Annotated in this window: 17 protein-coding genes; 6 read left to right on the top strand and 11 right to left on the bottom strand. The window is 42.7% G+C overall.

The window, feature by feature from the left end:
* Positions 1-192: 192 nt before the first annotated feature.
* The 6 genes from B5X76_RS19740 to B5X76_RS19715 all read left to right on the top strand — a co-directional run bounded on the left by B5X76_RS19740 (position 193) and on the right by B5X76_RS19715 (position 10,394).
* Complete coding sequence (locus B5X76_RS19740; protein WP_079645651.1) at positions 193-747, top strand: RNA polymerase sigma-70 factor; 555 nt, start codon at positions 193-195, stop codon at positions 745-747.
* Between the two features lie 153 nt (positions 748-900).
* Positions 901-2,037 (top strand): FecR family protein, encoded by a 1,137-nt coding sequence (locus B5X76_RS19735; protein WP_079645650.1) that lies wholly within the window; start codon positions 901-903, stop codon positions 2,035-2,037.
* Between the two features lie 247 nt (positions 2,038-2,284).
* Positions 2,285-5,800, top strand: coding sequence for a SusC/RagA family TonB-linked outer membrane protein (locus B5X76_RS19730; RefSeq protein WP_176141144.1), 3,516 nt, complete (start codon positions 2,285-2,287; stop codon positions 5,798-5,800).
* 12 nt (positions 5,801-5,812) lie between these two features.
* Positions 5,813-7,276, top strand: a complete 1,464-nt coding sequence (locus B5X76_RS19725; RefSeq protein WP_079645648.1) for a RagB/SusD family nutrient uptake outer membrane protein — start codon at positions 5,813-5,815, stop codon at positions 7,274-7,276.
* Positions 7,277-7,289: 13 nt separating this feature from the next.
* Entirely contained in the window at positions 7,290-9,230 is a 1,941-nt protein-coding gene (locus B5X76_RS19720; protein WP_176141143.1) for a protein-disulfide reductase DsbD N-terminal domain-containing protein, read from the top strand.
* A 12-nt stretch (positions 9,231-9,242) separates the two neighbouring features.
* Positions 9,243-10,394, top strand: a complete 1,152-nt coding sequence (locus B5X76_RS19715; protein ID WP_079645646.1) for a TlpA family protein disulfide reductase — start codon at positions 9,243-9,245, stop codon at positions 10,392-10,394.
* 272 nt (positions 10,395-10,666) lie between these two features.
* On the opposite strand, the gene B5X76_RS19710 is transcribed toward B5X76_RS19715, so the two are convergent.
* From B5X76_RS19710 to B5X76_RS19660, 11 genes are all read right to left on the bottom strand, one after another.
* Positions 10,667-12,073 (bottom strand): sialate O-acetylesterase, encoded by a 1,407-nt coding sequence (locus B5X76_RS19710; protein WP_079645645.1) that lies wholly within the window; start codon positions 12,071-12,073, stop codon positions 10,667-10,669.
* Between the two features lie 3 nt (positions 12,074-12,076).
* A complete protein-coding gene (locus tag B5X76_RS19705) occupies positions 12,077-13,303 on the bottom strand; it encodes an MFS transporter (RefSeq protein ID WP_079645661.1) in 1,227 nt (408 codons plus the stop codon).
* Between the two features lie 2 nt (positions 13,304-13,305).
* Entirely contained in the window at positions 13,306-14,352 is a 1,047-nt protein-coding gene (locus tag B5X76_RS19700; protein ID WP_139375415.1) for a galactose oxidase, read from the bottom strand.
* 34 nt (positions 14,353-14,386) lie between these two features.
* On the bottom strand, positions 14,387-15,298 hold the full coding sequence (locus B5X76_RS19695; protein ID WP_079645643.1) for a dihydrodipicolinate synthase family protein: 912 nt from the start codon (positions 15,296-15,298) through the stop codon (positions 14,387-14,389).
* A gap of 16 nt (positions 15,299-15,314) precedes the next feature.
* Positions 15,315-16,955 (bottom strand): sialidase family protein, encoded by a 1,641-nt coding sequence (locus tag B5X76_RS19690; protein ID WP_217699697.1) that lies wholly within the window; start codon positions 16,953-16,955, stop codon positions 15,315-15,317.
* Between the two features lie 100 nt (positions 16,956-17,055).
* Positions 17,056-17,748, bottom strand: a complete 693-nt coding sequence (locus B5X76_RS19685) for a FadR/GntR family transcriptional regulator (protein ID WP_079645641.1) — start codon at positions 17,746-17,748, stop codon at positions 17,056-17,058.
* A 111-nt stretch (positions 17,749-17,859) separates the two neighbouring features.
* Entirely contained in the window at positions 17,860-19,137 is a 1,278-nt protein-coding gene (locus tag B5X76_RS19680) for a sialidase family protein (RefSeq protein ID WP_079645640.1), read from the bottom strand.
* Between the two features lie 12 nt (positions 19,138-19,149).
* On the bottom strand, positions 19,150-21,045 hold the full coding sequence (locus B5X76_RS19675; protein ID WP_176141142.1) for a sialidase family protein: 1,896 nt from the start codon (positions 21,043-21,045) through the stop codon (positions 19,150-19,152).
* A gap of 37 nt (positions 21,046-21,082) precedes the next feature.
* Complete coding sequence (locus tag B5X76_RS19670) at positions 21,083-22,600, bottom strand: RagB/SusD family nutrient uptake outer membrane protein (protein ID WP_079645638.1); 1,518 nt, start codon at positions 22,598-22,600, stop codon at positions 21,083-21,085.
* Positions 22,601-22,635: 35 nt separating this feature from the next.
* Positions 22,636-25,386, bottom strand: a complete 2,751-nt coding sequence (locus B5X76_RS19665; protein ID WP_079645637.1) for a SusC/RagA family TonB-linked outer membrane protein — start codon at positions 25,384-25,386, stop codon at positions 22,636-22,638.
* A gap of 18 nt (positions 25,387-25,404) precedes the next feature.
* Positions 25,405-26,853 (bottom strand): fasciclin domain-containing protein, encoded by a 1,449-nt coding sequence (locus B5X76_RS19660; RefSeq protein WP_139375414.1) that lies wholly within the window; start codon positions 26,851-26,853, stop codon positions 25,405-25,407.
* Positions 26,854-26,860: the final 7 nt, after the last annotated feature.

Here is a 26,860-nt window from a genome sequence, read left to right as displayed (position 1 = left end):
CAGTCTCCAACCTAAATACTAAGTAACAAATACTCATTAACTACTCCTTCCTTCGCTGCAACAAGCGCGACATTGCGTAGCTCACCAGTGTACCCAGTGCCGCCACAAAAATCTGACTTCTTTTTAAGTTTAGCGGAGTAAGAATTTGTATTTTGTCAATTTTAATGTAAGTTTGATTTCAAGTACTAACTAATGTATCGCTACCCAGATCTATCGGATATAGAACTAATAGCGCTTGTTTATAATAAAGATGAACAGGCGTTTAGCATCCTATATGAGCGATATTTCCCATTACTATTTATCTATTCTTGCAAAATAATTCCTGATCAAGAAATAGCCAAAGACATTCTTCAGGATGTATTTGTATCGCTGTGGTCTAAAACTCCCAAGGAGATCAAGACAAACTTTTCTTCTTATATGTATACCGCCGTGCGTTATCAGCTATTCGATTACATCGACAAGCAAAAAGTGCGAAAGGGTTATGCGGACTCCCTACAACAATTTTTAAATCAAGGGGAATGTTCGACAGACAATTATCTGATGGAGAAAGAACTGCAACAGCAGATCGAAAAAGAAGTAATGAATCTGCCACCAAAGATGCGCGAGATATTTATATTGAGCCGGCAAGAAAACAAAACCTACGAAGAGATAGCACGACAAAGCAGTATATCGCCTAATACGGTACGCAAACAAATCAGTAACGCACTGAAAATCATGCGATCAAAATTTGCATTTCTATTTTTCTGAAAGTGTCCGTCTTTAATGGACATCAAGAACTTTCATCTCTGTTGGTAATTCAATGGAATCGTGAAAGTTTTTTCTAATTTTTTCAACTTTTATCTACTACTTTCTACCTCATTAACCTACATATAACAAAGAAGTATATTAAACCTTTGTTATATGGATAGCAAACACGCTAAAGAAATTCTTGAACGCTACCGCTTAGGAACCTGTTCCGAAGAAGAGAAGTCTTGGGTAGAAAACTGGCATCTACAACAGCTCAAGGATAGTAGCTATACACCAGATATGGAGCAGTTATCCGCTATACATGAGGAAGTAAAAAACAAAGTAGACCTGCATATACGTGATAATAAAAAGGAAATAAGGCGTAAAACTATAATTATTAAAATAAGTACAGTCGCTGCATCCTTGCTCCTATTGATAGGCGTGGGTTACTTCTCGAGCAAGCAATCTTATACGCCATCCGAAGAAGATAACACTTCTGCACAGCTTGATATTCAACCAGGAGGTAATAAAGCCCTTTTATTAAGCAGCGATGGAAGTGCTGTTGAGTTAAGTGAAGATAACAATACCATTTTAGTTGGAGACAACATCAGTTATGCCGAGGGTCCTGATATACAACAAGGTTCTGGTAACAAGCTAAAAGTCGAAGCGGTAACCTTTCATACCCTACAGACGCCAAAAGCCGGCGAATACAATATTGTACTGTCAGACGGCACCAAAGTATGGTTGAATGCCTACTCTTCGCTCAAGTTCCCATCGAGATTCGATGCAAAAGAACGTCTGGTAGAGCTCACTGGCGAAGCCTATTTTGAAGTCTCTCCAAACAAGAGCAAACCATTTAAAGTACGTAGTCAGGATCAAACTATCGAAGTTCTAGGTACCCATTTCAATGTCTCCGCTTACCAAAGCGAATCCACCAAAACTACCCTACTCGAAGGTAGTGTCAAGATATATAGTGCTGCCAACAGCGATTCTAAGTTATTAAAACCAGGACAGCAAAGTACGACCAACCGACAGTCAGAACAGATACAACTCGCCAATATCAATCCCGAACATGCACTAGCCTGGAAGAATGGCTATTTTAATTTCGACAACGAAACTTTAGCAAGCATCATGAGCAAGATTGAACGTTGGTATGATGTCGAAGTCGAGTTCGAAAAAGCGCCCTCTGAGAAGACCTATATTGGTGCGGTCTCCAGATTCCGCAATTTATCAGCCGTACTGCGTGCACTAGAGGAGACTGCCAATGTCAAATTCAAACGTTCAGGACGAAAAATAATAGTCACATCCTAGAATGGCAACATATAAAAACTAACCAAAAAAAACGAATATCATGAAACACCCACCCTAGTAAAAGCTAAAATTGGGTCACAAAAAAACCGAATGTGCTACCAACACATCCGGTACATTTTTGGGTCCCAATCATTAATTCCCGAAACTAACAATATAACAAAAACCCAAATTACTCAAATGTATGAATTTTTACTTTGAAAAATGGAGTGACACTCCTGTGTATATACTCCACAAAACGCTAGTCGTTATGAAACTTATCATTGTGCTATTGACATTCGGCCTTTGTCAGGTATATGCCAGTGGTTTTGCCCAAAAAATAACACTAAATGAAAAAAATGCTTCATTAGAAAGTGTTATCAATAAAATCCGCAAGCAGAGTGGCTACGATTTCATCGGTGATGCCCAACTCATCAAACAGGTAACCGGTCTTTCCGTAGTCGTCAAAGACGCTCCTTTGAAGGATGTCCTGAATCAGATTTTTAAAAACACGAATATTACCTACCGTATAGATACCGATATCATAGTATTAAAACCGAAGGCTAAAGTTACGGTCGCTACGCAGCAACTGATCATCAAAGGCCGAGTCATTAATGAAAAAGGAGAAGGCCTATCCGATGCGTCCATAAGCCTGAGCCAAAGCGAGATCGCGACCAAAACAAACAAAGAAGGTTTTTTTACGCTACAGATACCCAATAGAGAAGCAATCATCTCGGTATCCTATGTCGGTTATCAGACCCTCACAGTCAAAGCCAAGGAAGATATGGGTGTGATTGCACTGACCCCAAGTCTTTCTACTTTGGACGGTGTAGATATCACGGTCAGCACGGGATACCAGACCCTTTCCAAAGAGCGCGCTACGGGATCCTTTAGCCAGGTTGGACAGTCCGTGTTAGGCAAGCGTCCTACTTCCAATCTCTCCAGTGCACTACAGGGAATGGTAGCCGGCATGCAGGCCAAGGAAAATGAAGACGGCAGTGTAGACTTTTTAATCCGTGGTAACAGTACGCTATATGCAGATAGCAAACCGCTGGTCGTTGTCGATGGATTCCCGGTATCCAGCAGTAATTTTTCGGATATCAATCCCAATGATGTCGAATCCGTCACCGTACTCAAAGATGCAGCAGCGGCCTCGATTTGGGGGGCACGTGCCGCCAACGGCGTTATCGTTATCGTCACAAAAAAAGCTAAAGCCGACAACAGACTCAGCATCCAAGGAAGTGCTTTCTCCAGAATATCAAATAGACTCGACTTAGATTATCTCCTTACCCAGGCCAATTCAGCCGATCATATAGCCTACGAGCGCAAAGCATTCGAAAATAACTGGGTCTTCTACCCTTATGCAGGCTCATTCGGGGACATTGCCAACTCCTTGACTCTGGCACAGGAAGCGCTTTACGCCAACCAGAACGGGACGATGACCCTTGCCGATATGAATGCCGAACTGGACAGGTTAAGCAAGATCAATAACCGCGGTCAGATCCGCGATTTACTGACCCAAAGAGCTGTACTCAATCAGTACAATGTCAATCTGCAAGCCAGCAACGAGCGTGTACGCAACTATACGTCAGTCCTGTATGAAAATAACAAAGGCGCTTTCCAAAAGAACGGTTACGATCGTTTCAATCTGAATTTCAATAACGACTTCAAGATCACCTCTTTTCTTCAGTTCACCCTAGGAGCTAATCTACAGTATAAAAAGCAACAATATGGAGGAGCTACCATTTCCGAAATAGAGGGACTATCCCCTTACGAGCTTTTACTAAACCAAGACGGGAGCTACGGTATCAATCTAAACACCTATAACCGCGAGCAATTGGGACTTATCCCAACAGAAAAGTTCACCTATTCCGATTGGTCATACAATCTCTTACGCGAAGTACGTGGACGTGATTTTACGGACGAGCGCATCAATGCACGTATCCAGACCGGGCTTAATTTAAAAATCATTCCAGGCCTTACTTTCGATACCAAATTCCAGTACGAGCGCAACAAAATCGATCGCGAAAGGCAATACGATGAAAACACCCTCTATGTACGCAGTATGGTCAACAGCAAGACCGAGTACGATGATAATACCAAGACCGTTGGCCGAGCATTCCTTCCCAAGGGCGGAATTATGAGACGAGGCATTCAAAATTACGAAGATGGTATTACCCTGGGTGAATTAGGAGCCGAAGACATTCAAAGCTTTGTCTTCAGAAATCAATTGAATTTTGACAAAGTATTTGGATCTGATCACCAAATCTCCGCTATCGCGGGTATGGAAGTATCTCAGTACTTGACCACAGGAACCATCAATCCAGCCGTATATGGCTATTTTGGAGACAAGCTACAAGCTACTACCCCACCTTATGGTTATGGCAGTTCGGTCGATCAGTTTACCGACTTTGAAGGTTATCCAACGACCCTCATTGGTGGCAATACACAATTTAGCTGGCAGAAAAACAAGTTTATCTCTTTATATGGAAATGCTGCTTACACCTATCTAGGCAGATATACCCTATCGGGTAGTTTACGGAGTGACGCATCCAACTTTATTACCGACGACCCTAAGCTACGCTGGTCACCACTATGGTCTGTGGGTGCTAAGTGGAATCTATCCAAAGAAAATTTCATGAGCAGCAAAGACTATATCGACCGATTAGAAATGCGCTTGACTTATGGTAAGAATGGTAACATGGAAAATTCGACCTCTACAGCAACCCTACTCAATGTGGGCGGCAGTTTAAATACATCCACAGGAACTATAACAGCGACCATTGCCGACAATGGAAATCCGAGCCTGCGTTGGGAAAAAACCACTTCGACCAACTTCGGTATCGACTTTTCGTTTTTCAATAGCAAATTTTTCGGTTCACTGGACCTATACCACAAAAAAGGTTCAGGTATTATAGGGCTCATTGCCCTGCCTTCGGCAACAGGAACACAGGCTCAGAAATTCAACAATGCCGAAATTACCAACAAGGGATTTGAACTCGCTATAGGTACCAATGTAGATATATCCAAAAATATACAGTACACTACAAATTTCAACTACGCCTACAATGCCAACAACATTGATAAACTGTACAATCCATCACTATATACCTACCAATTGATCAGTCGCGCCTTTGTCGAAAATCGTCCCGTTGGTTCCTTATACGCCTTCGATTACATCGGTATGATCGATGGGGTACCCCATGTTGCTGGTCCTAACAATACCCAACAGACATTCAATGACATCTCTATTTACAATAGAGGTCTAGGGCTGCCTTTTCTGCACTACATGGGCACCGACGTACCTCCACATACCTTAGGATGGACCAACAATGTACAAGTAGGCAATTTTAATATCATGTTTATTATTCTTGGCAAGATGGGCGGCGTATACCGCAATCCTACGTTCAATTACGCCTCACTTGTCGGCTCAGGTAAGACCTTTGTCAATAAATACGTAAACGATGTATTGGCTGGCAATCCAGACATACCAGGTTTTGCACTTCCCGACGAGCAGAATCTATACCTTTGGGATCGTTACAGCGAGGCTTTGAGCAGCCAGGTAGAGAAATCATCCTATATTGAGTTCAAAGAGCTTAGTCTGGGATACAGGCTGGCCAACCGATGGACAGAGGCCATCCGTATGAATAATATCAATGTATTCGTACAGGCACGCGACTTAGGTTTGATCTGGCGTGCCAATTCTAAAAACTACAATCCAGATTGGTTACCTGGCACCAACCGTCCTGCACAGAGTTATACCCTGGGTATCAATTTTCAATTTTAAAAATCGACGAACATGAGAGTGTTAATATATATAGGGTTTGCCACTTCCATCTTACTGGGAGCGAGTTGCAAGAAATATCTAGCAGAAGAACCCAAAAAGCAAGCGAGTATCAAGACTGTAGATCAATTGGAAGCCCTGGTGGACAATGCCCCAGCTTTTGCCTATGAGACCAACTTGACAGCGACCTATTCAACCGACGATACAGAGATCAGCAAAGAGCTATACAAAAACAATGTCACCGCATTTGCCATTACCAACATGCAGCATTATGTATCGTCTACACAGGGGATAGAAAATCTAGCTACCGATGCCTTGTGGACAGCCGAATACAAAAAGATATTCACGGCCAATGTCATTCTGAAAAATATAGATCTGGTAACTGGCGATGAGGCCAGCCGTAAGCGCGTAAAGGCCGATGCTCACTTTATCCGAGCTATGTCTTATTGGATCTTGGTCAACAACTACTGCGCTCCATACAGCCCAGCCAACCTGAATACGCTAGGTCTACCGCTTAAGCGCACCGTAGATTACGAAGAGTCTTTAAATCGGGCTACGCTGAAAGAAACATACGATTTTATTCTAGCCGATATCGAGGAAGCAAAAAAAGTTGTAGAAGCTGACGTAGATCCAAGGAAAACATGGAGAGTAAGCCAAAAAGCCATTTCAGCTTTTATGAGCAGATACTACCTATTCACCGGCGACTATCCTAGGAGTTTATCCGAGTCAAATGCAGCATTAGACTCTTCTGTCGTCGGTTTGATAGACTATAACACCATACTCCCTGGCAAATCCGCTAGCTACAGCAATCCGCAGGCCGTAGTAAAATACAGCGAGTTGAACGATTGGAATGCGGCAAAATTCCTTTACTGGAAGGAACTGTACTACTGTAGATTTCAAAGTTCGCCTAGCCAATGGTTTATGCCTAGCAATGCGCTTCTCAACCTATACGATCAGACCAACGACCTGCGTTACAAGCATTTCATGATCCCCAATGCCGGCAGGCGCTTTTCGGTAGTAACACCTGCCGCCTATCGTTATACCATATTTAGTGATGGTCGCTATTTACTATCCGGTCCGTCTATTGCCGAGATACTCCTTAACAAGGCCGAGGTATTGGCGCGTCAAGGCGATATCCAGAATGCATTATTAACTGTAAATACATTACGGCAAAAACGCATGTCTACCTATATAGCGCTGACTGCCAATAACAAAGATGAGGCCATCAAGCAAGTACTCGCCGAGCGTCGCCGCGAGCTACCATTCGTCATGCGCTGGTATGATATGCGTCGCTTCTCTGTCAATGACTATGCCGCAGACGACATCACTATACAACGCGATTTTTATCAGGTCAACAGCACTGGTGTAGATCTGAATACCCCAAAGGTATACACACTAGATAGCAAGCAATATCTAGTTCCTATCAATGGTGTCGAGATGGACGCCAGCAAGGGACAGATCCAACAAAATCCTTACTAAAGAAAGTACAATAATGAAAGCGACAACTTATATTTACCTGTTCTGCTTCTTACTACTCACTGTGTCCGCTGTCGCCCAAAAACCGAGACAGCTCAAAGTGTTGTATGTTGGCGGTTCGGCCAACTGGGAAAAAGAAGTATTTAAGTCCGAAGAAGACAAAGCAAAGGATATCGCCCGAAGAAAAGCCAGCTTCGAGGTTATGCTGAAAAAACATTTCAGCGACGTCACTGTTATAGATGCCAAGGATTACAAACAGTCCCTGTCCGATAGTTACGATGTCACCGTGATGGATGGCACCCCTCCCGCCCTATCCGATCGGCAGATCATACGTGATGCCGAGGGCAAGGTAACCAACTATTTACCTGCCAGCTATCTTACCGAAGATTTCGCTCGCCCCATGCTCTTTATAGGAGAGCTTGGCGAGCGGATGGGACGCTCTATCGGCCTTAAAATGGATTGGTACTGTTTATGTCTGGATGCCCATGCCCATCATTACAAAAAAGAGCACCCTATTTTTAAGGGTCCCTTTAAGGTAAGGCTCACGGAACAGATGATGCCTACACCGACTGATGCACTTCACTATGCGTACTTCTCGGATACAGCGCTCCCCAAAGAAATCAATATGTGGAGGGTACAGACCAAAGGCTACGTGACAGATCAGGGATTCCGTGTCGGTATGGTAGCCCGTCCCTGGGGCTTTGAAGACTCCCCGGACGCCGAATCTATTTCCAGCGGCGTATGCCAAAAGACACTAGATGCTGTAGCAATAGCGAGACATGGTAACTTCTTTCACTGGGGTTTTGCCGCCTCCCCCGAATATATGACCGATGAAGCCAATACCGTACTGGCCAATGCCGTTGTCTACATCTCTACGTTTAAATCCAGTCCTGTTATAGCCCGAAAATATACGGATAGGCGGGCTACCAAGTTGTATCTCAAAGAAAAAAAGTATTATTCTACCCGTGAGGCCTACGACGAGTCGGTAAAGATGAATGCCGAATTTGAAAAGCAGATGCTGGAGCAAAAAGCGAAAGCAGAAGCAAAAAAAAGTAAAAATGAGGCATTAAGCGAAGACGACAAGATGTACCTGAATTTTACACCTGCAGCTACGCCGAGCTTCGAAGAGTTTCTAAAGAAATACCAAGGCGATTTGTTCGATAAATTTGGAACCGATTCCAAAGCTTATGGCGATTATTACGATCAGAATTGGGATTACTTCTATTCAGAAGATGCATCATATGTGATTAAGGTCGATGAAGACGTTAAGAGTCTGGGTATCCCCAATACCGACATCCGCTTATTGGACAAATGTATCCAAATGTTGGAAAAGAACCAAGATATCGACAAGGCAAAACGTATACTGAGTCGATATACGCTATTGCAATTGGATAATACCAAAGAGTGGCGCAATTGGTTTGAAAAGAATAAAGAAAAGCTGTTCTTCACCCAATCGGGAGGTTTCTATTTTATGCTTGACACTAAAGACAAAAGCGAGCCAACAAACCAGTACAAACGTCGTCTGCCAGAAACGCCGAAACAAGCTGTATCTTACGATAAGATCCATGTCGACGCTACCAGTCACGATCAGCCCGTACGGATAGCAGCCGCTGTAATCGATATGGCAGATCAGCAGAAAGAAGTAGTCGTCAAGGTAAAAATTCATCCAGGCTATCATATATATGCCGCAGTGTCTGGCAAAGACCCGTACATCAAGACCGAGCTATCGATGACCTTACCTACCGGTATCAATAAAAAGGGGGATTTGGTATCCCCTTCCTTTCACTATTTCAATGACAAAGGTACCACCATCTACAAAGACGAAATCGTATTCAAACAAGCTATTAATGGCAGCAGCTCTGGAAAGATCAAAGTAGAATTCGGTTACCAGTGTTGTGATTCGCAGATCTGCTTTCCACCAGCTACCGAAGTGATTGAACTTGACCTAACAACATAAACAGAAAAAAACATGAACTTTACAAAGACACTAGCACTCACCAGCGTACTCATCGCTTCTAGCTTATACAGCTTCGGGCAGAGCAAAACGTTTACAGTAACCTCCAAGATCACTGACTTTAAGGACAGCACCTACAACATGACCATCTGGAATGGTGTGACCGATACCTACTACAAAAAAGGCACTGTAAAGAACGGTCAGATCTACTATCAGGATACCACGTCCCTTCCATTGGTCATCAGGCTTACCCTGCCTACAGATGCGTTATTCAAGCGAGTAGATCGGGGCTACATCCCCGTAAAAAGCCAATCTATATGGTTTGTGGCTATGCCTGGAGGCAAAATCCTACTCGAAGGAAAGCTGTCCGACTTTGCCGAAGTATATCCTAGCGGAGACAAAGAGAATAATACGATCAGTGCATTAAATAAAGGTTACCACCCGCTGATAAACAAATCGGCCAATATATCTCTACAGCTTTCAAAAGACACTTCAGATGCGGCACTAAACCAACGTCTTGAGGCCGATCAAGAAAAGATTGATGCCGAAGCCGCCAAATACATGAACGACTTTCTCAAGAAGAATGCCTCATCCATAGCAGGTCTATATTACCTAGAAGACATGTTGGTCAGGGACATCGTAACTATGGAGACCGTAGAAGCGATCTTGCCCACTATCGATAAAGCCTATAGGACGTCTCCTTTTTACAAATCGCTACAGAATCGCGTAGAGGGTAGTAAATACGATGTAGGCAAGGCCATGTTCCAGATCAATAGTAGCAATACGTATGACGGTAAGGCATTCGATTCAAACAGCTGGAAAGGCAAATTTTACCTCATCGACTTCTGGGGATCTTGGTGTGGCCCATGTATGGCCGATGTACCCGATCTAAAGAAATTAAGAGACACGCATCCCGATCAGCTCCGTGTGCTCGGCATTGCTTCAGACAAAGACGAGAGCTGGCGCAAAGCCATCGAGCAGCACGAGCTCAACTGGGTACAGATATTGAACGACAAAGGCAATGGCAATTTTATCTCCAGGCTGAATGTCACTGGCTTTCCTACAAAAATACTCGTCGATCCAAATGGAAAGATAGCTTATAGAAGTACAGGTGGCGGCGAGACCTCCTTTCAGAAAATGAGCGAAATCATAAAAAACTGGAAGTAAATCCAATTTAATACCGCCTGAGACATTCAATCTCAGGCGTTTTATTTGTTACACTTAGTACTTTCCTTTCAATAAAAGTCCCGAGTAGATATCCAGGAGTCTTTGCGTCTCCATAACATCCAAATCAAATCTCTCTCTGTATAATAGTTTTAATACGCGATCAATATTGTGCCAGCACGGGCTTACAAGTTCCTGATACAACCTCCGGGATGATAGGGAGCTGTTTACAACCTAAAATGATTTTTCTCATCCGGCAAGACCTCCCGATAGCACTAAAAAGTATCCCAACGATCAGTCCGAAATGGCGACACCGGCAATCCACTTTCGGTAAATAGATTAGGCATAGCCGTATTGGAAAAGCCAAATCTAACTGCAACTGGCTTACTTATACCTGGGGCAAATACCAACAGTTCACTTCCCTCTACTTTACCCACGGCAGGTACAAAAACCTTATCTTCTCCAGCAATCAGTAAATCAATTATAGATTTTCCATCAATACGAAGGCCTCCTTCCAAATGAGCAAATTTGACCCTTATTTTATTTCCCTCTACACTATGCTCCTTATAGATCGGAGATAAAAAATCAGACTTTATCTTGCCATAATCCCTGACCAGTGCAATATCAGCCAACCTAGAAGCCACTGCTTTTTTCTGTTGGGGATGTATATCCTTGATGTTATCTACAAGATCAGTCGTAACCACCATTCCCGATTTAGGGAGTGTTAATGCCGTAATCGATTGCTGCTCTCTCAACAGGGCAGCATTTGGAGTCTCGTATTTGTACGAAAAGGGAGCTATCTGTACAAAATAAAAAGGAAACTCTTTTTCCCAAGCTTTTCGCCAAGAATTCACCAAAGCTTTCATTAATTTGTCATATCCCCAATAAGACACGGTGTTATCTTCTCCTTGATACCATAGTGCACCAGCTATCTCATACCCTACAAAAGGATATATCATACTATTCCAGAGTACTCCAGGCTGATAAGGCTTACGCGGCGCGACCTTCTGCAACCCTGCATTGTCGAGAAGTTCTTTATCCGCTTCAATAGTTTCCTTTGGAGTCCAATATTCAGCCGACGTTCCTCCCCAGCTCGTATTTATGATACCGATCGGAACACCCAATTCTTTATGCAGTTTTTCTGCAAAAAAATAACCTATTGCCGAAAAACTCGCTGCCGTCTTTGGATTACACTCTGTCCATTGATCATACACATCATTTTGAGGGTTTTGTGCCGCAATATTACTTATCTGTAGAAAACGAATATGGGCATTAGCAATCGTCGGCAAAGCTGCCTGCATCTCCTTAACATTATTCAATGCAGACCATTGCATATTGGACTGTCCCGAACAAAGCCATACCTCTCCTAACAATACATTTTCCAATAGCAATTGCTGATCTTGTGATTCAATCGCTATTTTATAGGGCCCACCCGCACCAGGCGTAACGATGGATGTTTTCCATTCGGCATCCCCTGTGGTTATAGCAGTAATAGTATCTTTACTCCAAGAAGGAATGATCCACACTTTTTGGCCAGCTTTTGCCCATCCCCAGATTTTTACCTTGGCGTTCTGTTGGAGCACCATGTTATCGGAGAAGAAAGAAGGCACCCTCAGCTTTTGGGCATTTACAACGCTTGCACTACAGATAACTATTATCAGAAGAAAAAATAAGCTTTTCATAAATTAACTTTTTTGTTTAAGACGGATTCCAATTAAAGAAAGTGACGCAACCAGCAGTACGACAGCTATAATCTGATAGATAATTGAAAGACTAACCTCGGCATCTTTTAAAGCTCCCCCCATATATACCATCAAGCCTCCAACAATAGTGCTTAGAAAATTCAAAAAACCATAGGCCGTTGCGATGTAGCGTTGGTCGACTACCTGTCTCAGTAAGGGCATCAAGTTAGCATCATTAAAACCTCGGGCCAAGCCAAAGACCAACATGGCTACAATTGCCAAGCCAAACACTTCGGTCGAAGCCATTATGAATAAAAAAGGGGCTCCAACACAAAACCCGATAATCATAACATTTACGCGCCCTTTGGGGTTATGTTGTACCCATCGGTCCGCAATAATCCCTCCAAGGATAACACCTAGAAAAGATCCCACCTGCATATACCCTGTAGCCGATATTCCGGCAGTTCCCAGATCCAAGCGAAACTGCTCTTTAAGAAAAGTCGGCAACCAACCGTTTACAAACCAGTTTGCCATACCCAATACCGCGAAATACACCAAAATAATATAGAACGAAGGCAATCTAAATAGAGACTTTAATATTTCCTGTACAGAAAAACGCTCCTGTTTCAAGACTTTCTCTTCTTCCTTATCTCCTTCCGGTACCTTTTTATCTTTTATAAAGTATACAAGTATCAAGGCATACAACACCCCAAAAAGTCCAAAAACATGAAATCCATATCGCCATCCCCAGTATTCTGCAATAAATCCGCCCAATCCACCAAGTGCCAATCCCGTGTACAAACCGCACATATGTAGTCCAGTGGCAAGAGATCGCGTTTTGCCAGTATGATAATCTGTTATTAGCGCCAATGCCGCGGGTATATAACAGGCCTCACTGATTCCCATTAGCACTCGTGTCACAAGCATTTCCTCAAATGACTTTACGTATCCCGTCCAAAGCGTGACAGCAGACCAGATAAATACAGATACGACAATAACTAGTTTACGTGAGTATCGATCTGCCAAAAAACCTCCAAAGGGACTGACAAATCCATAAGACCATAAAAATACCGATGTCAATAACCCGAATTGTGCATCATTAAGGTTAAAGTCGGCAACTATCGGGTCACGCATTGAGGTAATAAGTATGCGATCAAAATAATTCAAAAATGCTACTACCCAAAGTAAACCTACCAGTAGCCAAGCATATCCTTTAGATTCAGCCCTCATAATCATTTATCAAGTATTAGATTTCCCATCAATACCTGTGGACTTCGAATTCCTGGGCGTACTTCTCCGGTAGGCAACACGACCCCACCTTTCCAATACACACTCCCAGTTGTCACAGGCACCCATATTTTATCGTTCTTGGACATAGCAATATCCGAATAGAAAGACCATTCCCTTTCTATGCAGTCAAACTGCAAGATACGACTGGAAAATCCCGGATGCTCATGTTTCAGGTTCGACTGGGCCAGTCTACCATCATCACCACCGAAAACAAATACCGATTTTAATCTAGGATCATAGTATGCCGGTCCAGTTGCAGCAGCCACTGCTATGGGAACCTGAGGTAACGAAGTCCATCTTCCATCCGATCCCAAAATGTACGCGTCCTGTAAATATTCCCGTTGTCCATTTTCCAGTGCTACACCCGAAAATACGAGTAGCTGATGATCCATATCAGCGGTCACTGCCAACATCCTTCCTTTACCTGGTACATCAGCAACAGGTATCCAATTCCCCTCGGGCATCCTCAAATCCAGTTTCCAACAACTACTTTCAGCCATCTTCGCATCTGCTGTTCGGATACCTCCCAAAATATACCAATAATGACCTACTCGTATCGAAGCACAATTGGCCAGAGGAGTAGGAAGCTTACCCAGTAATCTGTATTTCAAGTCCTGAGCATTGTCATCCCAACATATTTCGTACAACACATCCAAATGCTGTTGCTCATCACTTCCTCCAGCGACATACATCTTATCCTCATAAGAGACTGTTGCTCCATACCCCATACGTTGAGGGAGTTGACTACATTCTATCCATTTCCCTTCTTTTTCTTTCAGCACAAATGTTCGGTCGGTCCATACCTTCTTGCCTCCATCCCATGGAGCAGTCCCATCCGGAAAATTGGCACCACCGGCTACCAAAAGGTAATTATTAACAGTCCCCACATATGCCCCCGCATACCCCATAGTATCCGGAATAGAAGCGAGAAATTCCCACTCCCACTTAGCTGTCAAATGTTGTGCTGTCACAACGCTAGGAATAAACATATAAATAAAAAGTTTAAGTAGATTAATGATCATGTCAACAGGATGCTACGACCTCCAAAAAGCCAGCGTCTGACAGATCCTGATACAAATTATTCCGGCTTTCCTGTGACAGACCTGTCAGAGGAAGTCTCGAACTGCCGAGATCCAAACCTATTTGTGCCATGATAGCCCGTTGGGTAGGAATAGGACCATATTTGACCAATAATCTGATCATCTCTACCGCCTTAAAATGAAGTTTTTCAGCCTCTTCAAGTTTTCCTTCTTCAAAAAGTTCGACCACCTTATTGTATAGCTTTGCTCCATAATTATAAGTACTTCCTATAGCACCTTTAGCCCCTACAGCGAGTGCGGGCAGTAAGAGTTCATCGTAACCGAATAAGATGTCATACTTACCATTTTTATAGTGTAGACAGGCTTGATATTCATGTATCGTTGCCGCGGTATACTTTATACCCGCAAGATTAGGTATCCTATCTTCAGCCAATGTCAAAAACTCCACCAGGTCAATCTGTATTCCTGTCACTGCCGGTATATGATAATAGAAAAATGGGGTCTTTGGAGCTGCAGAAGCAATATGAGCCATACAATCGATCAAATTATGCACTGAAACAGGCTTAAAATAAAACGCAGATACCGCAGAAATATAATCCGCGCCATGCATTTCTGCATGTGCCGCCAATCTCCGGGCTTCCTCAATAGCACTATGCCCAACATGTACAAATACCAACATCCGACCCGCCACGCACTCTAAGTATCGTTCCGTAACAGCCATACGCTCCTCGGTGCTCAAACTAGGCCCCTCCCCATTTGTCCCACACACAAAGATCCCCGCTACATTTTGTTCCAGTAATAATTCCACATACTGCGGTATAACGTCCAAATTTACTTGTCCATCTGCTTTAAAAGCAGCAAACGTTGCCGCAACCAATCCATTAATTTTACTCATTTTACAATTAGTTTATCTACATTAAATCTATAAGTGCTACCTGTTGAAATACCAAATCAGCTTGGCTACTCTCATACAGAACACCTACCGTGTCGTCATCAATAGAGGTAATACAGGAATATCCCCTTCCCTTACCTTCATCCAATAACGTTCTCGTTTCCCAGGTTTCCCCATTATCCTTACTGACTTTGAGGGTTATATTCACACGTTCATACTTTGAATCTGGATTACAAAAAATAAGAATAGTCTTATCTTCTCCATTTTCCTTATAACGATGCTTATGTATACTTGCCATGCAAGTTGGCTCTATTAAAGCCTTATGTGAGGTAGGGTGCTCTATCCAAGTCTTTCCCAGATCTGTAGTTGTAGCAATAGCTCGTCCATTATCATCCCCTTTTCGGGAAGCATTCAGATTTGAACGCATGTTCAGCATGATACTACCATCTTCCAATTCAACCGCCATGCATTCCGTTGTCGATCTAGGTAGTGCTGGATTTGAGGTCGTCCAGTTCTTACCCCCATCCTTACTATAGGTAATATTAGAAAAAGCCTTACCCGTCTTGTCCCTACCTTGCGTAGGCATCAGTAACGTTCCATCCTTTAAGGTCAACCCATGTCCAGGAGCAGGTGCCCATAACCACCAATCTTCCTTTTTACACATCTGTGTAAGATTTACTGGGCTTGACCACGATTTTCCATTGTCCGTGCTCTTCACCATCAAAAATTGAGAGGTTTCTTTTATACCAAATCCAGGTTGGGATCCCTTAGTCTTCCATTGATGATTCCATATTTCCTTGCCATCTTTTAATCCAGGATACCATGTCCCTGTCTCGTCTATAACACCATACATCCAAAGACCAGCTACATAAATATCCCCTGTGTTGTCGTCCAATAAGATGTTAGGATCAGATACCCCATTCCATTTTTGTCCGAGTCCACCATACTCGCCCATATCTATAGCTACTTCCATAGGCAGCCAGGAGACACCTCCATCCAAGCTTCTTGACACGCCGATATCCATATGTCCCTGCAGATCCCTTCCGGATTCGTACCGGGCATCATATACCGCTACGAGGGTACCGTCCTTAGCCGTTACGATTCCGGGTATCCTACTCGTATGCACCCCCTCTTGTTTGTGTCTTCTTACAGCTACGGCCAGTCTATGCCTGCTTTCAGAAGTATCTTCTATCAAATGCTTTTTTTTGTTCACTGATAGTTTTTTATATGACAATGTAAACGGTGTCTGCATATCTTTCACAGGTCTTACCGTCACACTGATCCAGAAATAATTGTCGCCTTGCTTCAGGTCTGCGTTAAATGACAGCCTATTTGATCCTTTTTTTGCCTTCAGGTGCTGTAATAGCTTATATTTCGTTTTATTACTTTCCTTCAGTAATGACGTATCTCCAGCCGAGTACCACACTTCGATTGCTTCTACAATATCCGAAGACCGTTCGTTCAATCCCAGTTCTAGTACGATCATTTGTCCCACTCTTTCCATCTCACTATTCATCTTATAACGCTTTACCACATTAATAGATTGATCTGCTAAAACCGGGAGTACGTATAATCTAGAAGTAATATCAATGGGCTTTGCGGCAACGACATGAACATTAAAAAACAACAACAAACTCCAAATAATCAAGCGATTCATCATAAAAAAAGCATTTAGGTGTTATACTATATAGTACTTATGTACTACAAATAAAATTAATAAAAAAATATAAGATACCAAGGAATATCTTATATTTTTTTACCTATTTACTTAAATTTTCATAGTGCGGTCTCAAATGCTCCCGCATGGCCAGTACAAAATCTTCTTTCGTACCCTCTTTAAGTATTCTTACAAGGTCCGTATGCGATACATTCGATTTAATGCTTCTGTTCTCGTTCTTGAGTACATAGTCAAATACCGGCATTAACATAATCTGAAACCTTTTCAAGGTATCATTTCCGGTTATCTCGTACAATTTGCCATGAAAAGCAATCTCGCTATTCACTCTGAAGACATCATTATCTCCTGATTTCTCCTTCTTTATAATCGCTTCCAATTCTTTAATATCAGCGTCCGTCTTCCGAAGAAACAATAGATCAGCTAATCCCGACTCCAGCACCAGCCGTAATTCAAAAAGATTCTTTAACGTCGATGTATCCATTAACTGCGGATTCAACACCCGTTCAAAAGAACCGAGTATGTCAGGACTTGTCAACACCATTCCCCTCTTCTTCTTGGATTCTATAAGCCCCAGCATACGCAATCTGCTCAGTCCTTCGCGCAGCACATTTCGACTTACTCCTAAGGCCTCCGACAAATCCATCTCTGTCGGCAATACATCTCCCGCTTTTAACCCCTTTTTATCGAGATATTCTCTCAATTGTACCTCTACCAAATCTGCCCTTGTATTCACAGCGATAGGCTTTAGGTCGTTCATCAAATCCTTTGTTGACATGGTCCTTGCTTTATATTTCCTTTATGTTCTACAAAATAACATAAAAGTATTGATATTCGAATAGCTAATATAAACAAATCGTTAACGAATTAAAACAGTTAACAGCCGTTGTTAATCTACGGACTGAATCCAATTCAGATTAATATGATGGAAATCGATAGCGTGCTTTCTGTTTATGGCTGCTCCTGCAGATGGATCAGTGACCTGTTCCACCAACAGTGCTATTTCATCGTTACTGATACGCGACATACTCGTATATCCACCGTATCCTAATGCGCACAGCTGCCCCTGTGCTATTCCTGGATAGGTCAGCGCTTTGGAGACAAACCAGGACTTTCCATCATCGGCGCTCAATCGTAAAGTCATATTACATCGATACGGCATAGTCTCCCCTTCATTACGAGCTGGATTTATAAAAGCAATAAGGTTTGGCGTGTACGACAGCCGCAATATCGACCCCTGACACCTGGGATCAATCAGGTTAGCGTCAGCACTAAAGTTAGCAAACCCACCTTCTATCGAACCTTTAGAAACATATCTAAACCTTCCTTTGCTCCAGGTGCCTGCTACCGCTCTATCGTTGCGCAATAATAATCCACTACTTAATTCTACGATAGATCCTTCAAATGTATTTTTCGGAATACGTTGATATTTCCATGTCGTGCCATGATCATCACTGTAGATATTTCGTTCACCCGCGGGTATGATCAGGCGTCCCTGATTGGGGCCATTTTCAATTTGGATACCACTTCCCGGTCCCACAGCATCCCATACAAAATCCTTTGGAACCAATTCTTCTGTACGATCGGCCGCAGTTGACCAAGTCGCGCCACTATCATCACTGAAAATACTAAACACCCTACGATCTCCCCATTTCGTAACCGCAGCGTAATTCTTACCGTTGAAGCTTCCCCCACTTTGACTATGCAATTCCGAATTCCAGGACATAAAAACCCAAATCCGGCCCTTAATGTAATCTGTCACCACCGTTGGGTTTCCCCAAGTACCTTCGCCTTCATGAACCAGCACCCTTAATGCGCTCCACGTCTTCCCCTTATCGGTAGATGTCTTCGCCACAATATCGATATCACCATAATCCAGACTCGTGAGCTTTCGTCCCTCGGCCATTGCAATCAATGATCCGTTTGGCGCTGTTGTTATGCTCGGTATCCGATACGAATGATACCCTTCTTTTCCTTGTTCGAATACCCGAACCGTTTCTTTGACAATTGTATTATCGACATTTTCACCGGGTTGATATTCTGGCTTTTCAAAATTCATCACAGCAGCCATTCCTGTATCCTTATCTGTACAAGACAACGTCACCGCGACAAGCAGTCCTATGATGATTGGAGCAATTCTGCTCATCAAATAACACGTATCCTTCATAACTTGTAAATCTTACTTTTTATAGGTTACTATTCCTTCAAATGGTGTATTTATTCCTCCTTCTGTTGCGATAAGCACTTTACCAGATGGTAAAACCACCGCATCCATATTACCCACAGGCACGAGATAAGTGTTGTACGTCATCTTGTTAAATAGAGCTCCTAAACTGTTAAACGACTGCCCCTGATTATCACTGGCATAAAGTGTAGGCGAGTTGGCATACACAGGGCTCATGCCATAAGACCGAGGGTCCGTCCCTCTGCTTAAAGGCGTTGCACAGTACAACTTACCACTATCATCTCCAAGTAAAACTGCAGGAAATGTATGCCCAAAATCTCCCGTAGCCAATCCATTTGCATAAGACGTTGCAGCAGTCCATGTCGCACCGCCATCAGTGCTGTAACTTACCATTTTATTCCTAGGAGTCACACTTGTGTGGGACAATAGCATCATTAATCGACCATCATTCAGCTCCACAACAGAGGGATTACGCAGATTTGTTCCAGAGATTGCACCTGCTACCTTCCAGGTAGCCCCCATATCATCAGAATATACCACACGTACTTGATTAGTCCCCGCGTTAAGGGGCATAACCAGTCGATCCTTACGTGCAGCTTGTCGGAGCGCTATACCATGTCCTGCCACATGCTGCAGATCTACAACAGTACTTCTTAACTGTTCCGTTATATTAATTTCTGGCGACCAAGTTACGCCATTGTCTGTCGAACTACGTTGATAAATGATCTGTCGATTTGGATCTATGATATAATTATTAGCAGATCTTGTATAGAATAATTTACTGTATTGCAAGATTAACGTGCCATTACTTGTTTTTACCACCTGAGGATTTGCATAGGTGTCCGTAGAATTTTCGCCTGCCAATACCGCAATATCTTTACTCCATGTATTGCCTCCATCTACAGACTTCCTTAAGATGATATCGGTATTACCTATCGCTCTCGTATTTTGTGCAATACGTTGATAGGCGTCGATATAGTCGCCCCTTCCTTCGGCAAATAAAAGAATATCTCCATTAGCTGTAGTGGAAAGCGCTGGACGTTGGATAAAATTGTAGTCAAACTCCTTATGATGAAAAGCGTAGTCTACCGTATAAGATTCAGGGGCTTCCATATAGAAATCGTGTACCGTCATAAAATTTCGCCACGGACGTATACTCGGCGTGTAATAGAAAAGCTGTTGTTCAGGAAGTTGCATCTTAAAACAAAGTACCCCGTTCACTTTGATATAAAATAGGTTATCGACAATAACAGTTTCAAACTCTGCGGGCATCCCGGGTGTTATTACCTCATTTACCGTAGGCCAACCCGCCGCTGGATTTACACTAAAGGTTTTTTCATAAAGATCCAGAAAGAACTGGGGTGCGACATTTGAAAAACCATCAAATCCAAAGATGAACTCTTTACCATTTTCCCAACTGCTCCCCAATACGATTCCCGCAGCCGTACCGTTGAATGTTCCTATGGTAGCCTTAAAATACATATAGAAACTTTTCCCTTTGCCCACAGGCACAAAGTATTTAGAAACTACATAATTATTGCGATAGCTATTTTCGCGTCCCCCTACATGATCGGCATTAGTCACTGGATAGGGATTGCGATGTTGGATTAGGCGCATACCATCCGGTTGCGACAGCCAAGATAGGGTATCGCCGCCTGCGTAGTAATCTGTAAACCCTTTAAAGAGCACCTTTTCGTGAAAAGGCTGCCCTTCTTTCATCAACCAAATGCCCGCTTCTCTGTTAGCATCAAACGGAAAAGGTAGACTATCCGGCACTATGACTTCCTCTTCAAATGGCCCGGGAAAATCCCAATGCTGTTCTTTATAGCAAGCACTAAGTAATAGCACACCTACGCAACAATACATCAAATGCTGTAATATTGTCTTCATATTTAATCGCTTTAGCGTTGTTCTGATCATAATAGTATCAATTGACAGGTAAATACCAATTCTTTTCATCCTGTAATTTTTGGAAAACTTCATTTTTCAGCGTTCCTTCATATTTTGCGGCCACCTTTTCCGCGAGCATATTACGTCCCGACAATTTAGACCATAACATGAGGTCATACCATCGTTTACCTTCAAAAGCAAATTCCCTGGCACGTTCGGTAAATATCACCTGTAGCATAAGATTCTTATCGGTGTAATCAATATCGGTTGGGAGGTACTTTACCAATCCACGGGCTTCTCTGACCATATTGACAAAATTAAAAGCTGAGGCGAAATCGTTCAGATGTAAATCGGCCAATGCCTTTAGAAGCCAGGCATCTGCCGACCTGTAAATCTGCCAACTCGCGATACTTCGATAAGCCGGACGTCTAGAAGAAACATTATCCAGTCCGATATACTTCCATATTACCGTATCCTGTCCAAACACCTTAAAGCTAAAATTGGTTCTTACATCGCTGCTTTCGTAAGAGAAAATAGTGTTTATCGTCTGCGACGCAGGCTTTAGATAATACTTCCCGCCTTCTGCGGCGATATTTGAGGTAAACTCTTGCAACCTATTCGTTTCAAAACTATTATCAAATCGATATCCCAGTAAAAACATACTGTGCTGCGCGGCATAACTTCCGGTAAACTGATTGGGCCAAGCGCCAGCAGTACCTAATGAATGCTGGTTATTGACTATAGGCGAATTACAAAAGGCCGAAGCCGTCTGAAATTCACCAAGCCAAATTGCCAACTCTGCGGCAAATGTAGCTGCTGTAGGCTGTGACACACGCCCATATCGTTCCTCGGCAGGCAACGTTTCATTATTCCATTGAAAGTTCAGCGGCAGCATTCCCAATACTGCAATTGCATCGTTGTAAATCATTCGCCACACCTCCTGTTTATCTTCCGGAAATTGAAGCAGGTCCTCAATTTCACCAGCAGATAGCTCGGATGTCTTACGATTCACGGTTTTTCCCTGTTGGTCCACGTAAGAAATTTCCTCTGCGTAATCCGAACGGATTATGGGAAAACTTTCAAAAGTCCGTAAAAGGTAATAATAACAGATTGCACGCAACAGCAGTGCTTCGGCATAATAAGCGTTCGCACTTTTAGGCAATAACTTATCGTCCTTACCTACCACGTCATACACACGTTCCAATTGTCGATTGCATCGCGCTATCGTCTCATAAATACTACCGTAATCGGCATAAGGGTTTTGTACACTCACATTATTTATCACAAACTCATTCACATAAGGGGCAGGTTCACTCTGTCCCGTCGTGACCATATCAGCCCTGGCATCCCCCCAGAGGAGAAACTTGTGCACATCTTTACTCAAAGGCGCATACATCCCCAATGCCGAAGCATTTAAATCCTTTTGACTCTTATAAAAATCCTCTTCGACGACGGCTTCATAAGGTTCGACCTCAAAGAAGTCAGAGCAAGAGCTAAGAAAGCCCGATAGTAACAAAAAGAGCACTATACATCCGACTATTTTTCTATATTCCATATGTATATAATTATCATTATCCTTATAAATCTATATTAAAATGAGGCCTTTATTCCAAGCTTGTACGTACGCCCTAATGGTGGGGCACCAAAATCAATATTACGTAGCATTGGACTATTAAGGCCATTGACCTCTGGGTCAAAACCTGTGTAATTGGTTAATGTCCATAAATTGTCTCCGCTCAAATAGACTCTTATCCTTTTAAAAAATAACTGCTTGGTACCTGCTACGATCTCATAATGCAACGTCACATTCTTTAACTTAAGATAACTTCCATCTTCTACCCACAACGACGAAGTTGCCCCATTAGAAGAAGGATCACCCACTACCGCTCTGCTTAAACCGTCTCCGGTTTCATTTTCAGACCGCCATCTGTTCATCACTGCAGGATCCTGATTTGCATAGTCGCTCATAAGATGCATCTGTTGCTTAAAACTATTATAGATATCGGATCCCTGCACAAAATTGACCAATGCAGAGATACCCCATTGCTTATAACTAAAATCAGTAGACACATGTCCAAAGAAGCGCGGTAACGGCGAGCCCAGCACCTGCCTATCCAGCGTATTGATTTTACCATCATTATTGATGTCCTCTATGATGTAGTCTCCTGCATGATAAGGTGTACCATCGGATTTATTGAGATCTACCTGCTCTTCACGTTGAAACACACCTGTTACCTTGTAACCATAAAAAGATCCCAAAGCTTCTCCTTCACGGGCCAAACCTATGTTGTTGCCTAGATACTGTTCGATATCACCGTTAGGCAGTGCCGTGACTCTGTTCGTTAAGGTAGACAGTGCGGCCGACATATTCCATTTCACGTCACTATTCTGTACAAGTTGGGCTGACATTGCTATCTCCAATCCTTTATTTTCCACCTTGCCCGCATTTTCGAATAGACCTTCTATTCCGAGTTCCTTCCGTGTAGCCCTATGGGTGATTAGATCTTTTGTCAGTTTGTAATAATAACCGAAACCTAGATGTACACGGTTCCCAAAAGGATGAATATTTGCTTTGATCTCATAAGTATCTGTTATTTCAGGGCGTAAATCCGGGTTTCCAATATTTCCAAGGTAAACTCCACCAAAGCCGAAGTAATTGACCGGATAATATTGATTGTAGTGATAAAAACCCCTTACTTCATGATTGCCCGTACGATCATATCCCAACCCAAGATCCAATTTATTTTGCGTTTTCTTTCCCCAGATGTAAGCCGTAGCCTGTACTGTCGGATAGATATTCCATCGCGCATTAGCTCCAAAATTGGACGACCCTTGCACATTGACAGATGCATTTACGCCAATGCGGTCATTCCACAAGATAGCTCCCTGCGCCATGTATGTCATCAGATTTGAGCGATAACGTGTATTGGAGGCACTATCGACTATCCCTTGTGCCAAGGTTTCAAAATCGTCTGTACCAGCATTTACTTTCCTACCATAGATTGCTTTCTCTTCATAGGTTTCCACTGCAGCTTGTATCGCTGCTTCGTATGCGATAGCCTCCGCTACCTTCCCCTTTTTGGACAGTCTGGAGTTCCAGTTTAAGTAAAATTCGCTAGAGCTTCTTTGCGAATTTTGACGCACACGGTACAAATCAGGAACAATGCCTAGGGCAGGTCTATATTGCTTTTCGGACAAGTTAAAGTAAGAAACCGAAAGATCAGAATTCAAGTTCCAGGATTCTGCGAGATTCCAATTTACGCCCATCACCCCATCAATCCGGTTAAATTGATTCTTATTGGTCAGATTATCTACCAATGCCAGCGGATTACTAAATCCCAGCGTATCTACTGCTGCGAGTATCCTACTTTGTTCGCCATTCTCATTGCGGTAATGGGTCCCCATAAACGGAGCTTTGGCGCTGGCCACATATATTGGATGCGTAGTATAGTCCGACCCAAATTCTTTATAATGCCCACTGGTATTCGTGTACGATAGATTATTGTAGATACTTACCTTGGTAGATAATTGATAATCCAGGTTAAAGCGGATACCTATACGTTCAAAATCCGTATTCTTAATGGTGCCCTCTTTATTGGTATATCCCACTGCAAACAAGTAGTTGGCATCGCCATCCCCGCCCTTGAGCTTGAGGTGATAGTCTTGAAATACACCCTGCTTCCGTATCAGATCCAACCAGTCCGTCTGGTTGTTGTACAAAAGATTTGTCGGCGAGAATATAGGATGTTGGTCTAGCTGCTGGTTTGTCATTCCTTCCTCACCCATTCTCGACCACAGATAAGACTTCATACTACTGGCATCCAATCGAGGCACATTATAATCGGCCCTATTAATTCCATAATTAGCACTAAAATCTACTTTGGTACCACCGAATTCTCCCCTCTCCGTTCGGATATCCAATGCACCGTTGGCACCACGACCTCCGATTTTAGGCAGATAGACTCCCGAAGGCAATATACCGATTCCGGCTACCTCATAAGGGTTTAAGAAACTAAGCCTATCCGGTTCATAGGTGGACAAAAAAGTGGGATTAGACCCTGTATAGCGCAGCGGAATTCCATCAATATACACCAATGGACTACTCGACAGGTTTATACTATTTACGCCACGCAACATCAGTACCGGACTCGCTCCTACATTACCATTATCCATCACAGCTACCTTGGGCAGACTGTAGAGTTTGCCAACTATAGATACGGTCGAAAGATGGAGATTCGATATCCTTACGCTATCGAGGTTGTCTGTTTGTTGGGCGCACAGCATATTACTGACCAGCAAAGCTACAACACAAGACGATACTATTTTTTTTCTCTTATTCATAAATCAGAACTCAGACTTTTAGTTAATAGGGATCAGTTCAAGAATATCTAACAACAGGTCGCAACAATAGCTTGGTGATTTGTTTGACCCAAAATCCATAAATACAAAATTTAATTTGACATCCGACCGCTCTTCCACTTCGATATCGCCACAATAATTAAACGCGAAATAATTATACTCTTCAAAATCGCCGTCTTTTTTAGAAAAATCGATAATGTCCTTCACGATCTTATCATTATAAATAGTCATGAATTTACCTCTCTGCGCATTGAGGCGCTGTGTCAGTCTTATTCTATACTTTCCGGCGGGTACATCCGGTACGGTCATCCAGAAATAGTCTCCAGCCTGTGTCGCATCAAACTGCACGATCATCGGCTTTTTGTCCTGATGATAACTTTGTGTACCATTATTAAGCCTTATAGATGCCGGGGCCTGGGTAAAGACATTTTGTGCACCATAGCTGCTTCCTGGCGGGTATAAGTTGAGTCTTATCCTAGACGGTACCGCCGCTACGATCTCCAACACGGTATCCAGACTATGGTATATCCCATTCTTACCTATTTTGTCTATACCATACTGGGCAGTTTGGTTAAATTTGTATTTACCATTCACCTTATACTGCCCATAAGTATCCACCGAGAACGACAAAGCCTCCTTTTTGTACAATGGATAGAAACGTTGTGCGGTGAGCAGATTGAGGTAATATCCAGAATCCGGGATGATATGATAAGATGCCCAATCCTTCAGGTTTTTGATATCATCTTTATTGAATTTGCTTCTATTCAATGCGTCATCACTCTCCACCAGGACGGTCACAATACTATCTTTCAGATAGTCAATCAAGTCCGTCTCCTCAAAGATGGAAAGCATCGTATTATATTTACCCGATTGGACCATCATCTCATATACCGATGCTGTGGGAGGTGGTAGTACAGCGTCTAATACATTGACAAACCCATTATTAAAGTTAATGTTGCTTTCTTTAATAGTAGCGACATTATTCAATCGTATCGATTCGTAAGAACCACTTATATCCGCTATAAGGTACTTACCTTGATACGCTGTTGGTGAAGGCAGCGGACCATGGATAAATACATTCGTATTGACTTTTTTGTCTAATATATGATACCTAAAAAATCGCAACCAATAGTCCGCAGGAGCATCGGTCACCTTCTTAATAGGCTTACCTTCCAGTGTTAATGTTTCAAAGAGCTTTTCAAAAGCAGCATTTGTCGGAGCGAACACGGTATACGAGCCGGCGGTTTTCAATAAGTTACGCTGCCCTACATGATCGATCATCTCTCTAAATATGCTTAGATCCTCTCTGGTATCCAGATAGTCCATGATCTGTATTTCATCTGTAGAATCATAACGCGCATCCGAAAATTTATCTTTACATGCCTGAATGCATAGAAGCATACAGCATGCTATAAATCCTCCAATAAAAAGTGTACTATACTTAACCATATCCTTT

This window comes from Sphingobacterium nematocida (assembly GCF_900168125.1).
Lineage (GTDB): Bacteria > Bacteroidota > Bacteroidia > Sphingobacteriales > Sphingobacteriaceae > Sphingobacterium > Sphingobacterium nematocida.
Note: the sequence above shows the minus strand (reverse complement) of the source record. Positions and strands in the feature narration are given on the sequence as shown.

What these genes read in the sequence shown, in the direction of transcription:
- B5X76_RS19740 (WP_079645651.1), top strand. Translation starts at nt 193, where the DNA reads ATGTATCGCTACCCAGATCTATCGGATATAGAACTAATAGCGCTTGTT.
- B5X76_RS19735 (WP_079645650.1), top strand. Translation starts at nt 901, where the DNA reads ATGGATAGCAAACACGCTAAAGAAATTCTTGAACGCTACCGCTTAGGA.
- B5X76_RS19730 (WP_176141144.1), top strand. Translation starts at nt 2,285, where the DNA reads ATGAAACTTATCATTGTGCTATTGACATTCGGCCTTTGTCAGGTATAT.
- B5X76_RS19725 (WP_079645648.1), top strand. Translation starts at nt 5,813, where the DNA reads ATGAGAGTGTTAATATATATAGGGTTTGCCACTTCCATCTTACTGGGA.
- B5X76_RS19720 (WP_176141143.1), top strand. Translation starts at nt 7,290, where the DNA reads ATGAAAGCGACAACTTATATTTACCTGTTCTGCTTCTTACTACTCACT.
- B5X76_RS19715 (WP_079645646.1), top strand. Translation starts at nt 9,243, where the DNA reads ATGAACTTTACAAAGACACTAGCACTCACCAGCGTACTCATCGCTTCT.
- B5X76_RS19710 (WP_079645645.1), bottom strand. Translation starts at nt 12,073, where the DNA reads ATGAAAAGCTTATTTTTTCTTCTGATAATAGTTATCTGTAGTGCAAGC.
- B5X76_RS19705 (WP_079645661.1), bottom strand. Translation starts at nt 13,303, where the DNA reads ATGAGGGCTGAATCTAAAGGATATGCTTGGCTACTGGTAGGTTTACTT.
- B5X76_RS19700 (WP_139375415.1), bottom strand. Translation starts at nt 14,352, where the DNA reads ATGTTTATTCCTAGCGTTGTGACAGCACAACATTTGACAGCTAAGTGG.
- B5X76_RS19695 (WP_079645643.1), bottom strand. Translation starts at nt 15,298, where the DNA reads ATGAGTAAAATTAATGGATTGGTTGCGGCAACGTTTGCTGCTTTTAAA.
- B5X76_RS19690 (WP_217699697.1), bottom strand. Translation starts at nt 16,955, where the DNA reads ATGATGAATCGCTTGATTATTTGGAGTTTGTTGTTGTTTTTTAATGTT.
- B5X76_RS19685 (WP_079645641.1), bottom strand. Translation starts at nt 17,748, where the DNA reads ATGTCAACAAAGGATTTGATGAACGACCTAAAGCCTATCGCTGTGAAT.
- B5X76_RS19680 (WP_079645640.1), bottom strand. Translation starts at nt 19,137, where the DNA reads ATGAAGGATACGTGTTATTTGATGAGCAGAATTGCTCCAATCATCATA.
- B5X76_RS19675 (WP_176141142.1), bottom strand. Translation starts at nt 21,045, where the DNA reads ATGAAGACAATATTACAGCATTTGATGTATTGTTGCGTAGGTGTGCTA.
- B5X76_RS19670 (WP_079645638.1), bottom strand. Translation starts at nt 22,600, where the DNA reads ATGGAATATAGAAAAATAGTCGGATGTATAGTGCTCTTTTTGTTACTA.
- B5X76_RS19665 (WP_079645637.1), bottom strand. Translation starts at nt 25,386, where the DNA reads ATGAATAAGAGAAAAAAAATAGTATCGTCTTGTGTTGTAGCTTTGCTG.
- B5X76_RS19660 (WP_139375414.1), bottom strand. Translation starts at nt 26,853, where the DNA reads ATGGTTAAGTATAGTACACTTTTTATTGGAGGATTTATAGCATGCTGT.